This is a genomic window from Candidatus Poriferisodalis sp. (assembly GCF_965215815.1).
GTDB lineage: Bacteria > Actinomycetota > Acidimicrobiia > Acidimicrobiales > Poriferisodalaceae > Poriferisodalis.
This window is the reverse complement of the sequence record NZ_CBDCEO010000012.1, coordinates 985,814-997,301: the sequence shown is the minus strand read 5'-3', so window position 1 is coordinate 997,301 and position 11,488 is coordinate 985,814. Positions and strand designations below refer to the sequence as shown.

Below are 11,488 nucleotides of genomic sequence, written 5' to 3'. Positions count from 1 at the left end.
CGTGTTCTCGCTGACGCGTGAAGGAGCATCAGATGACTGTCAGCGAGGGTCGGCGTCGACCGAAGAAGCTGTCCGCGGAGACGAAGTGGGAGATCTACTTGCAGGTCACGGGCGGAGAGATCACCCAGGCCGACGCGGCCCGGAAGTGGGGGGTCGATGTGTCGACGATCATCTCCATCCGCCGGACGGTGAAGGACGCGGCGCTGGCTGCGCTGGCCCGCAAGCCGGGTCGCCCGGCCACCGAACGGAACTGGGAGCTCGAAGCGGCCCGGGCAGAGATCGGTCAGCTCACCGAGGCGATCAAGGTCCAAGCGATCGAGTTGGCCATCGTCCGGGGAAAATCCGGCTGGGACTGAACGGACCGGTCCCGGCGAGAGTCCCCGCCGAGGCCAAAGAGCTGGTCCTCAACACCGTCGACGACGCCGTTGCCGCCGGGTTCTGGCACACATGGGCCACCGGTGTGTGGCAGGTCTCCGACGACCGGGTGCACCGCTGGCGGGCCCGCCGACGCGAGCTGGGCACGCTCAGCGACCTCGCCCCGGGCGGCGCGCCGGTGCATGCCTTGCTGGCCGACGAAGTCGCGGAGGTCCTCGCTGTCGCTGAAGAGTGGGGACCGGTCGACCGGTCGCACCGCAAGCTCGCCCACCGCGGTTCCTATGTGGGCCGGGTGTGGGTGGCCCCCTCGACGTTCCGGCGCGTTCTGGCTGCCCACGGGCTTGTGCTGCCCGAACAGCCGCCGACACCACGGCGGCCCCGCACGCCGTGGCCGCACTGGCTGGTCTGGGAACCGAACAGGATCTGGATCTGGGACGTCACCCACTTCGGGCAGGCCCGGCGCTGCGTGTTCGCCATCGTCGACATGGTCTCGCGCTACTGGATCACCAGCCTGGTCTCGACCGAGGAGACCTCCACCCAAGTGCGTGTCATCTTCGACCAGGCGTTGCTAGCCCAAGATCTCGACGAGCTGCTCACCGACGACCGCCTCGATCTCGACATCGACGACCCCGACCGGCCGATCCTGCTCGCCGTGTCCGACAACGGCCCGGCCATGACCAGCCACGACACCCGCGCCTACATGGCGATGATGGCCATCGCCCAACACCACGGCCGACCCCGCACCCCCACCGACCAAGCCTGGATCGAGAGCTTCTTCGGGCACATCAAGCACGAATGGCCCCACCTCGACGAGATCACCGACCCGGCGTTGCTCGACACAGAGCTGGCACGCATCCGGATCGACTACAACGAAGTCCGGCTGCACGAAGCGATCGGCTACGTCACCCCCGACGACGAACACCACCAACGAGGAGAACCGATCCGCGAGGCCCGCCGGCAAGGCCTCCAACGAGCCCGCACACGACGGCTCGACCACAACCGCCGGACCACCACCAACAACCCCGAGAACACAGCATGACTTGGTTCATTTCTCAGCCGATCTCCGCGGAAGACTCAGACACACCTCAGCAGCCAGAACTGCTGAGACCGCCCGACACCGACAGCCCACGATCGGGCCGACACGATGTAGCTGGCATGGTGGCCGACATCGCACCGAGGTCGCTCGACGCTGACAGACCACGACCGGGCCGACACGGCCACGCCGAAGGGATCGATCAGTCCGAGCCGGCGCTCTCGGCAGTGCCGGCGCCGACCGTGGGGCGCAAGGCCGCCGCGGAGATCATCGTGCGCGCCGACTTGGCCGCTTTGACTGATCAGCCCGGTGGGTTCGCAGAGATCTGCGGTGTCGGACCGATTCCTCCCGGCGCCCTTGCGCGGCTGGCGTGCAACTCCGATGTGTGGGTGGAGATCTTCGGCGACACGCTCACCCCGCTGTATGAGACCGTCGCACAACGGGCGCCCACCGCCGCCCAGCGCCGCGCGCTGATCGCCCGCGACGGCGCCTGCATCGGCTGCGGCGCGCTGCCGCTCGAATGCGAAGCGCACCATGTCATCCCGTGGAAGTGCGGCGGCAAGACACACGTCGACAATCTCGTGCTGGTGTGCTGGTCCTGCCACGACCAAATCCACGACCACAACTGGCACATAGTTCTGCGCGACGGCCGCTACCGGCTCATGCCCCCCGACCCTGCACAGCCACCGAACCCCGCCCGCTCACGCAAACCCAAACATCGCACCCCACACCAGCCAGCACCCGCCGACACCTCACAACTGCTGCCCCTGTCCCCAGCCGCGCCGCCCGCTGTGACCACCGCCACACCGCACAGACCACCGGTACCGGTCGCCGGCACACCACACAAATCACGGACCGCCACGACGCCGCACGAGACACAGCCAGCAGCCTGAACACCGACCACAACAGCCGTCGCCGACCGCGCTCACAGCACGAGGGACGCAACGGTCAGCCTGAACGCTGTCCACGGCCGCCGCGGCTGAGTTTCACTTCGGAGATGTCCCTCTGAACTGCTGAACCCGTCTTTCGACAAAGCGCATCGTCGCAGGTCAGAAGGGTGTTTGGACAGGGAAACCGTCTCTGACGCTGCGACGGCCCATCTGACGGCGACGGAAGATCGCCTCAATCAGCGCTTTGGCGGCGTGGATCGCGAGTTGGCGCACGGTCTGTGCGGTCGCGGGTATTGGCATCTGCACATGTATTCATGATGTCAGTGCATGGCTGCCGTAGAGTGCATGGCCACCATCCGGTACAGGCCCTTGGAGATTCGCTATGAGCCCCCCCCCCTCCCTCTCACAATGTGCCGAGGCAGGCATCCGGTCACAGCGCTCATCCAAACGCGTCAGTCATGACCGCCTCCCGGCGTCGTGCGCCGCTCCCGCTGCTCGCCGTGGCGATGCTGGCCGCCGTGTTCGTCTGGTCGCCGCCCGCGGAGGCGCTGACGGAGACCGTTCTGATCAAGAACACGGGGCAGTCCGTCTGGATGAACCACACCGAACTGTGGCCGATCAGTTTCCCCAAGCGCGCTCAACGGTTCACCACGGGCAACAACAGCGACGGCTACGTGCTGGGCTCAATCGCCGTCAGGTTCCATAACATCGCCGACACCTCGTCGGCCGGCAGCGAACTGATCGTCACGCTGAACGCGGACAACAATGGCAATCCCGCTGGCAGCGCTCTTTGCACGCTGACCGACCCGACGACGTTCTCCGCCTCCGGGCTGCACACCTTCACCGCTCCGACGACGGGTACTGATCGGTGCCCCCTGCTGGCTGCGAGCACGAACTACTTCGTAGTCATCCAGCGGGTGGCCGGCAGTACGGACCAGATCAGTTTGAGCCTCACCCGGAACTCCGATGAGGACAGCGGCGGCGCGGCGAACTGGTCAATCGGGAACGCCAACAAGTACTTCAACTCCAGTTCGTGGAACGGAACATCCGGACAATCCCACATGATCGAGGTCAAGGGCGCCGTGATCGTTCCTCCGCCGCGGGTGACGGGCTTTGACCTGCATAGCGACAACGACAACCCCAAAGGCATCTGGGGCAACGACGAGTACTTCTGGGTCTCCCAAAACGGTTCCACCGACAAGCTCTTCGCCTATAACCGTTCCGACGGCTCCCGCGCATCATCCCAGGACTTCAACACCTTGTCCGGCGCCGGCAACGACACGCCCACCGGCATCTGCTCGGACGGCACGACGATGTTCGTCGCGGACTTTGACGACACCAAGGTCTACGCCTACGACCTGTCCACCAAGGCGCACGACTCGACCAAGGACATCAACCTGGCCACCGCCAACAACAAGCCCGAGGGCGTGTGGTGCGACGCTACTTATGTGTGGGTCGTTGACGATGACACCGTCAGCAACGGCAACGACATCTTCGCCTACAACCGCGCCGACGGCACCCAGAACACCGATGTCGACTTCACCGACATCGACGACTCTGGACTCAACGCCAACCCCCGCGACATCTACTCCAACGGCACGACGATGTTTGTGGTCGACGACGAGGATGCCATGGTCTACGCCTGGAAGATGTCCGACCAGACCCAATTGGTGGGCTCTGACTACGAGGTCAACCTGGACAGCGATAACGCCGACCCCGAGGGGCTCTGGTTCGACGGCCGGGTGCTGTGGGTGGTCGACGACGCCGACGACAAGGTCTACGTCTACGACCTGCCGAACGCGCAGCCCGACAACTCCGTTGCGGAAGGCAGGCCAGTGATCCGCACCCCCACCAGCGAGGACGTCTGGACGGCGACACTGACGGCGGGGACGAACACATTCGGTGTGGGATACATCACCACACTGAACCCCGATGTCGGCTCGCTCAGCTCGGCGACGTTTACCGTGGACGGAGTCACCTACACCGTCACCAACCTGTATGACACTTCCGCTTCTGCGAACGACGGTGTCTTGGCGTTCGCGGTGGACAAGGCGCTGCCACAAGGTTTCACGCTCTCGGTGGCAGGAACGTCTTACTCGTCAGGCAACGCACTTGAGTTCCGAGACACACCGGAGTACGACTGGGCCGGCGCGAATCTGTCCTGGTCTGCCAGCGACACGATCTCGGTCGTCCTGAGTGTCGATACCGCTCCGGAGGAGGGCGTCGAGCTGACAGCCCATTCCACCGCCATCGACTACACCGATGGCCTCGCCGACGCGTTCTTCCATTACCAGTGGATCCGCGTGGACGGCGCCAACGAGACCGACCTCGACGGCGAGCGTCGCTCGACCTACACGCCGACCGCCGACGACGTGGACAAGAGCCTCAAGGTCCGGGTCGTCTTCGATGACGACGCCGGCAACCAGGAGTACCCCCGCACCAGCCGCCAGATCGGCCCGGTCATGGCACCGCCCAATAACCCGGCCAGCGGCGCCCCGTCCATCAGCGGGGTGCTGCAGCAGAACGAAGAGCTGACCGCCGACACGGTGGGTATCGCCGACGCCGACGGCCTCGGCAATTTCTCGTACCAATGGCTTGCCGACGGCACGGCCATTTCGGGGGCGACTTCCAGCACGTACACATTGACATCCGCCGAGGTCGGCAAGGCCATCAGCCTGACCGTGACTTTCACCGACGGGGAAGATCACTCCGAGTCGCTGACCAGCGCTGCCACCTACAACGTGGTCGCCTCGGGCGCCACCCGCAGGCTGCACTGGCTGGCCACGATGGAGGTGGGTTCCGTGCCAGGCGACGCGGCGTTTGGGTACGACGGCGGCATATCGTCCGTCGCCCATGGCTCGCTCTCGGTGACCAAACTGAGCGTCGCCGGGACCGAATACACAGTAGGCAGAGTGCTCTACGAGCGCAGGACCACTGAGGCTGACCTGTTCTTCGGTTTGTCCCCTGCATTTCCCGGGCCGTTCACCCTGCACACCGGCAGCGTTGCCACGGCGTTCGCATCGCAAGACGCCGCAAGGACCACCTACGCCGGTGACCCGGCTTACTCATGGACCAACACGTACCCGGGCTGGAGCGACGGCCAGCAGGTCGCCGTCTTTCTGACCGAGCCGCTCTTCCCGGCGGTGACGGTGAGCTTCGAGCAGGCCAGCTACTCGGTGGCCGAGGGTGACAATGTGACGGTCAAGGTGGAGCTCAACGCTGACCCCGAGCGTGAGGTGGTGGTGCCGCTGACGACGGCGAATCAGGGCGGGGCGTCGAACGGGGACTATTCGGGCGTGCCGGCGAATGTCACCTTCCAGAGCGGCGACACGGAGAAGTCGTTCACGTTCATGGCGACCCAGGACACGGTCGACGACGACGGCGAGAGCGTGAGGCTGGGCTTGGGCACGCTGCCCGCCAGGGTGACGGCCGGGGCCACCGACGAGGCCACGGTGAGCATCATCGATGACGATGAGCCGGTCAGCATCAGCCAGCCCCCTACCGTGTCGGCCACGGCTCAGCCCGGCTCGATCACCGCGGGCGGCACGGTGACGCTGGACGGCACGGCCAGCGACCCGAACGGCGACGCCTTGACCTACGCCTGGACCAGCAGTGGCGGCGGGACCTTCGCCAACGACTCCGCCCTGGATACCACCTGGACGGCGCCGACGGCGACGGCCGCCACCGTCTACCTGACCCTGACCGTGACGGACACAGGTGGTCTCAGCGCGTCGTACACGGTCAGCGTCGTGGTGGTGACGGCACCCCTGGGCGGCGATGGCCCGGGCGTCACGATCACGCCAACCCAGATGACGATTGCGGAGGGCCAAACGAGCACGTACACAGTCGCGCTGGCGCGCCAGCCGTCATCGAGGGTGGCGGTCGCCCTCGAGCCGCAGCGCGTCGGAACGACTGGGCGATCGGTTCACCCCCACACGTACCGGCTGACGTTCACCCGGTCCAACTGGCACATTCCCCAGACGGTCACGGTGGAGGCTCAGTATGACGACGACGCCAATGAGGACGTGGTCCCCATTCGCCACAAGATCGTCAACTTCGCCTCTGCCTCTGAGTACCGCAACCTCAGCATCGATTCGGTGACCGTGACCGTGACCGTGCCCGACTCCGACCCGCAGCCGGCCGCCGTGCTGTCGATCGGCCCAAGTGAAACGTCTGTGAACGAAGGAGGCTCGATCGTGGTCACCGTCTACATGAGCACCGCTCACAGCGAGGCGGTGAACGTCAGAGTCGGGCTGGTCTACGCGGCAGGGTTGGTGACGGGGACAGGCCAGAACAAGCCGGTCAGGGCCCACCCGCCCGGGGGCTCGGGCGGTGTGGCCTGGGCCACCGAATCCACCTACGTGGACCTGAACTTCCAGGCGGGCGACACGTCCAAGTCGTTCACCGTGTCCGTCGGCAGTGACTCCGTGCGCAGTCCTGCGGGCTCGCGCCGCATCATTGTGGGAATCAAGGGCGCCAACAGCTTGGACGTGATCGAGGGCACGCAGACCGTGGTGTACATCCACGTGCCGGAAGACGACTAGCCCCGATTATTCATTTCGAATGATCGGCGTGACCCATGTGCGTCGGTCCTCACTGGCCGTCTCGCCGCAGGCTGAATGCGCTGCGGCTGAGAGGATTCCCGACGGGAGGCGTTCGGACTACTCGTCGAGGGTGGGACCGCTGCCCTGCACTCGGGTCTGGCGCATGTAGCGGCGCCAACGGTCGGCGTCGTAGCCGGCGCCTCGGTGCAGCATGCAGCGGTTGTCGTAGATGACCGTGTCGCCCGGGCTCCAGCGATGCGAGTACACGTCCTCGGGCCGGGTGGCGCCCGCGTTCAACTCGTCGATCAGCCTGCGGCTGTCGATTCCGTGCCATCCGACGATGGATCGGGCGTGAGACCCGACGTAGTAGTTCTTCGCGCCGTTACCGGGGTTGGTGCGCACGAGCCGGTGGGGGATCGGCGGCAGCGACGCTGCATGGTTGAAATCGACCGGGGCTACCTGCGTGCGGCTGAAGACGTAGTCGTGCAGTACTTGGAGGTCGTCGATCTCTGCCTGGCGTGACGCCTCGAGACGGGCGTACGCAGCCCGCTGGCTGGCGTACTCGGTCTCGCCTCCTTCGCCGGGTACTTCGTAGGCATGCAGGATCGACACGTACGATGGCACGAGCCGGAATGACGAGTCCGAATGCCAGAGGTTGTTGCCCTTCTGGTTCTTGGTCAGCGGATCCGATTCGTCTCGCTTGGTCTCGTCGTCGACCACGTTGCCGATCGTGCCGAAGTACACGACTTCGCCGGTCTTGCCGAAAACGACGTGATTGGCCTCGGGCTCGCCGAGCAGCTCGGTAAGTGCCAGCTGGGCCTCATCGGACATGTCCTGGTCCGGGAAATGCAATAGCGAGTACGTGTCGATCGCCTCTACCAGCGCGGCCGTCGCCTCGTCGTCAAGATTCGCGCCCAGGTCGATGCCCGTGACCTTGGCACCGAAGTCGGGATGGATCGGCTCACATGTCAGCATCGACGTATCTTGGCATTGCGCAGCGAACTCTTCAGCCGGTGTCGTGGCCCAGCGAGTCGCCTTCGGCCAGAGACGCTACGTCGCAGAGACCTGGAACACTACGTTTTGTACCCCATAAATGCTACGTTTATATTGCCAGAAATAGTACATTCCTGTAGTGTGGCCGATATGAAAGCCCGCGAGTCGCCCGCTGATGCCGCCAACCCGCTGCAGCCGGCCGGGTATCGGCCCCGTATTGCAGAGGGGCTGCTCGATGACGCGCTGGGGGCAGTGCCTATGGTGCTCGTCGAAGGGGCGAAGGGATGCGGGAAGACTTGGCTGGCGCTCAGTCGGGCCCGAACGAAGATGATGCTGGCAGAGGACCCTGACGCCCTGTGGTCCGCACAGACGTTGCCCCACGAGTCGTTGTCGTCGGGCCCCCGACCGTTGTTGGTGGACGAGTGGCAGCGGGCGCCGCATGTCTGGGACACAGCGCGCGGCCTCTCAGACGTGGATCACGGCACGGGCAAGTTCTTGTTCACCGGGTCCTATGCGCGCGCCGATGCCGTCACCAGGCACTCAGGCGCCGGCCGGCTCATGCGAGTCCGGTTGCGCCCTATGTCGCTGCTGGAGACCGGCGACTCGACCGGGGAAGTATCGCTCTCGGCGTTGATGGACGGGCAGTCATGCAGCGCTCTCGGTGAGCGCCCGAGCGCTGTTCGACTGGCCGAGCTGATCTGTCGGGGCGGCTGGCCGCGGCATCCGCATCTGGGCACCGCTGCATGCCAGCGGCTGCTGGTGGCGTATCTCGACGAGACTGCCAGAGTCGACCTGCACGTCGAGACCGGATCAGTTCACAACCCCGTGAAGGTGGGCCGTCTGCTGAGAGCGCTGGCCCGCAACATCGCCAATGTGGCATCCCAAGCTCTGCTGGGCCGGGAGACCGGTGCCGACGGCGCCAAGCTCAACCATCAGACTGTCGGCCGCTACCTCGACGCACTGACACGCCTCTTCGTTCTCGAAGATCTCGCAGCGTGGTCGCCGCACATGCGCTTGGCTTCGCCTGCCCGGCAATCGCCCAAGCGCCACATGGTCGACCCGTCCCTCGCCGTCGCTGCGCTGGGCGTGGGACCGGAACGTCTGGCTGGTGACCCGCGAACGCTGGGATCGATGTTCGAGTCGCTGGCTGTGCGCGATCTGCGTGTGTATGGCGATGCGATCGATACGAGCGTGTTCCATCACCGAGACGGCGACGGCGGCGAGATCGATGCCGTCATCGAGGCCCGCGACGGGCGCTGGATGGCAGTGGAGGTGAAGCTGGGCGCCAACCCAGCCATGATCGATGCTTCGGCGCACTGGCTGCGCACTGTCGTTCAGCGAATCGACACATCCCAGCGGGGCGATCCCGTGCGATTGGTCATTCTCACGGCGTTCGGCACAGCGGCCCATGACCGGTCCGACGGAGTGAGCGTGGTGCCCATCAGCCTGTTGGGACCGTGACAGCGCGCCGCCATGTCTCGGGCTGACTTGGTTCAGCTCTCGTAGCGTGCCAGCGAGCCGTCCTGCGCCGCTAGGCGTTCGAGCAGCGGGCTCGGCGTCCAGTGGTCGCCGCCCAGCGTCAGGTCGTAGTGGCAGATGCGGCCAAGCACTTCGCCCAGGCCGATCTCGTCAGCCCAGTGCATGGGCCCTCCGGTGTACATAGGCCAGCCGTAACCGTTGATCCAGGTGACGTCGACGTCGCTGCCTCGCAGGGCGATGCCCTCATCGAGGATCTTGGCGCCCTCATTGACCATTGGATACAGGCACCGCTCAAGGATCTCTTGGTCGGTGACCTCCCGCAGCGTCGCTCCCCGGTCCGAGGCGAAGTCGCGGATCATCTGGGTGACCTCGGGATCGGGGGTCGATGCCCGGGTGTCAGGGTCGTAGATGTAGTAGCCCCGGCCGTTCTTCTGGCCCCGCCGGCCCGATTCGCACAGGACTTCGCGCACGGTCGAACTCGACGAGGTGTCGGAGTTCCACCCCACGTCGAGACCGGCCAGGTCGCGCATGGCGAACGGACCCATCGGGAAGCCGAAGTCGAACACGACCTTGTCGACCTGGGCGGGCGTTGCGCCCTCCAGCAGCATCTGGTCGGCCTCGACGCCGCGCATGAACAGCATCCGGTTGCCGATGAAGCCGTGGCATACACCGCAGAGCACTGGCGTCTTGCCGATGCGCTTGCCGATCGACATGGCCGTCGCGATTGCGGTCTTCGAGGTGGCATCGCCCCGCACGACTTCGAGCATCCGCATGACGTTGGCGGGGGAGAAGAAGTGCATGCCGACGACGTCTTGGGGCCGCGACGTTGCCGAAGCGATTTCGTTGACGTTGAGCGCCGAAGTGTTGGTTGCGAGCACCGCACCCGGCTTGCAGATGCTGTCGAGCTGGGCGAACACGTCCTTCTTGAGCGCCATGTTCTCGAAGACGGCCTCGATCATCAGGTCGCAATCAGCGAAGTCGCCCATATCGGTGGAGCCCTGCAGGAGGTCCATGCGGGTCTGGACGTCGTCGGAGGAGATGCCGCCGCGGGCCGCCGTCCGCTCGTAGTTGCGGCGGACTACGGCTAGGCCGCGTTCCAGGCTCGCCTCGTCGCGTTCGACGAGGGTGACCGGGATGCCGATGTTGGCGAAGTTCATGGCGATGCCGCCGCCCATCGTCCCCGCCCCGAGAATGCCGACACGGGCGATGTCGACCTGCGGCGTGTCACGCGGTACGTCGGGCACCTTCTGGGCCGCACGCTCAGCGAAGAAGTAGTACTGCTGGGCGTCGGCCTGCGAGCTGCCCATCAACTCGCCGAAGATGCGCGCCTCTGCCGCCAGGCCGGCCTCGAAGTCACCCGTGGCAGCCGTGGAGACCGCTGCTTCGACGCAGCGGATGATCCTGTCGGGCGCTTCAAAGCCGCGTGTCCTGCGGGCGATCGAGGCCCGGAACGCGGCGAATTGCTCGGCGCCGAAGCCTTCAAGGCGTTCGTTGCGGTCACGGATGCGTGGCCGGGGCATGTTCTCTGCGGCGGCTCGCCGAGCAAATGCCACGGCACCGGCTTCGAGATCGGCCAGCAAGTCGCCCACGATCTCGCTGATCAACCCGCACTCGAGCGCTTCGGCAGCGCCGATGGGGTTGCCACTGACCATCATCTCGAGCGCACGCTGCGGACCGGTGATGCGAGGCAGGCGCTGTGTGCCGCCGCCCCCGGGCAGCAAGCCCAGCTTCACCTCGGGCAGGCCGAACTGGGCCGAGCTGATCGCCACCCGGAAGTGCGCGCACAGCGCAACTTCGAGCCCTCCGCCCAGAGCGGTGCCGTGTGTCGCAGCCACGACCGGTTTGCTGCAATTCTCCATGGCTTCTTGACCGGGTACGAGAGCCGGCGGCTTGGGCGGCTGGGAGAACTCGGTGATGTCCGCTCCGGCAATAAACGTGCGCCCGTCGCAGATGAGCACGATGGCCGAGGCATCGCTGGCCTCGGCGGCCGCCATGCCGTCGATGAGGCCCTGGCGCACGTGGTAGCTCAGCGCATTGACCGGAGGGTTGTTGACGATGAGCAACGCCACGTCGTCGCGGCGTTCGAGTCGGACAGATTCGGTGATCTGACCCGCAGCGGTCTGGCTCTGGTCCTGCTGTGTCATGGGCCGCAGCGTACGCAACGACAGCCTGGC

Annotated in this window: 7 protein-coding genes; 5 read left to right on the top strand and 2 right to left on the bottom strand. The window is 65.7% G+C overall.

Annotation, left to right across the window (positions count from 1 at the left end):
• Positions 1-32 precede the first annotated feature (32 nt).
• The 4 genes from ACOOHB_RS06390 to ACOOHB_RS06375 all read left to right on the top strand — a co-directional run bounded on the left by ACOOHB_RS06390 (position 33) and on the right by ACOOHB_RS06375 (position 6,842).
• Positions 33-356, top strand: a complete 324-nt coding sequence (locus ACOOHB_RS06390) for a hypothetical protein (protein ID WP_420443611.1) — start codon at positions 33-35, stop codon at positions 354-356.
• A 104-nt stretch (positions 357-460) separates the two neighbouring features.
• The gene (locus ACOOHB_RS06385) at positions 461-1,414 is read left to right on the top strand and encodes a transposase (protein ID WP_420443966.1); all 954 of its coding nucleotides are present in this window, start codon (positions 461-463) and stop codon (positions 1,412-1,414) included.
• Positions 1,411-2,301, top strand: a complete 891-nt coding sequence (locus ACOOHB_RS06380; RefSeq protein WP_420443965.1) for an HNH endonuclease — start codon at positions 1,411-1,413, stop codon at positions 2,299-2,301. Before ACOOHB_RS06385 ends, ACOOHB_RS06380 begins: the two co-directional genes overlap by 4 nt.
• Positions 2,302-2,756: 455 nt before the next feature.
• On the top strand, positions 2,757-6,842 hold the full coding sequence (locus ACOOHB_RS06375; RefSeq protein WP_420443964.1) for a Calx-beta domain-containing protein: 4,086 nt from the start codon (positions 2,757-2,759) through the stop codon (positions 6,840-6,842).
• Positions 6,843-6,959: 117 nt separating this feature from the next.
• On the opposite strand, the gene ACOOHB_RS06370 is transcribed toward ACOOHB_RS06375, so the two are convergent.
• A complete protein-coding gene (locus ACOOHB_RS06370) occupies positions 6,960-7,817 on the bottom strand; it encodes a TauD/TfdA dioxygenase family protein (RefSeq protein WP_420443963.1) in 858 nt (285 codons plus the stop codon).
• Between the two features lie 168 nt (positions 7,818-7,985).
• Here ACOOHB_RS06370 and ACOOHB_RS06365 point away from each other — a divergent pair, with 168 nt between their 5' ends.
• Positions 7,986-9,296: an ATP-binding protein gene (locus ACOOHB_RS06365; RefSeq protein WP_420443962.1), complete on the top strand. Its 1,311-nt coding sequence runs from the start codon at positions 7,986-7,988 to the stop codon at positions 9,294-9,296.
• A 32-nt stretch (positions 9,297-9,328) separates the two neighbouring features.
• Here ACOOHB_RS06365 and ACOOHB_RS06360 read toward each other — a convergent pair whose 3' ends face one another.
• Positions 9,329-11,458 carry a 3-hydroxyacyl-CoA dehydrogenase NAD-binding domain-containing protein gene (locus tag ACOOHB_RS06360; RefSeq protein ID WP_420443961.1) on the bottom strand — a complete coding sequence of 710 codons (2,130 nt, stop codon included), beginning with the start codon at positions 11,456-11,458 and terminating at the stop codon, positions 9,329-9,331.
• Positions 11,459-11,488: the final 30 nt, after the last annotated feature.

What these genes read in the sequence shown, in the direction of transcription:
- ACOOHB_RS06390 (WP_420443611.1), top strand. Translation starts at nt 33, where the DNA reads ATGACTGTCAGCGAGGGTCGGCGTCGACCGAAGAAGCTGTCCGCGGAG.
- ACOOHB_RS06380 (WP_420443965.1), top strand. Translation starts at nt 1,411, where the DNA reads ATGACTTGGTTCATTTCTCAGCCGATCTCCGCGGAAGACTCAGACACA.
- ACOOHB_RS06375 (WP_420443964.1), top strand. Translation starts at nt 2,757, where the DNA reads ATGACCGCCTCCCGGCGTCGTGCGCCGCTCCCGCTGCTCGCCGTGGCG.
- ACOOHB_RS06370 (WP_420443963.1), bottom strand. Translation starts at nt 7,817, where the DNA reads ATGCTGACATGTGAGCCGATCCATCCCGACTTCGGTGCCAAGGTCACG.
- ACOOHB_RS06365 (WP_420443962.1), top strand. Translation starts at nt 7,986, where the DNA reads ATGAAAGCCCGCGAGTCGCCCGCTGATGCCGCCAACCCGCTGCAGCCG.
- ACOOHB_RS06360 (WP_420443961.1), bottom strand. Translation starts at nt 11,458, where the DNA reads ATGACACAGCAGGACCAGAGCCAGACCGCTGCGGGTCAGATCACCGAA.